This is a genomic window from Acinetobacter sp. 24-47-67 (assembly GCF_056779735.1).
This window is the reverse complement of the sequence record NZ_JBWYIK010000044.1, coordinates 1-328: the sequence shown is the minus strand read 5'-3', so window position 1 is coordinate 328 and position 328 is coordinate 1. Positions and strand designations below refer to the sequence as shown.

The 328-nt window shown below is 53.4% G+C and carries 1 pseudogene; it reads right to left on the bottom strand.

Annotated features, from left to right (window positions below):
• Positions 1 to 328: pseudogene (locus AC1M9K_RS14595) on the bottom strand (type VI secretion system tip protein VgrG); the annotation flags it as partial.

The following is a 328-nucleotide window of genomic DNA, read 5'->3' as shown; positions in this document are numbered from 1 at the left end:
ACCATAGCCTTCGCCTGCCCATGGGGTCAGTACATCGACCCAAGCTGAATCGGTGTCGTTGTTGTTACTGCCGGCACCGCCATCAAATTGGTGGTCTTCTGCTCGGGTAAATAGGAAGCGTACTTTGATGCGTCCCCATTCATCGACATGGATTTCTTCTCCTGCAGGTCCCACCACTTTGGCGCGTTGCGGATGGGTGCTGGGTCGATGTTGTAAGGGGTTGTATTCGGGTACGGTTTTGATGTTGCGTCGTTGTAGGATGAGTTCGCTGGCTTGGCGTTCTTGGTCCGTGTGGGTTGCTTGGTTGGTGTTTGTCTTGTGTTTTGGC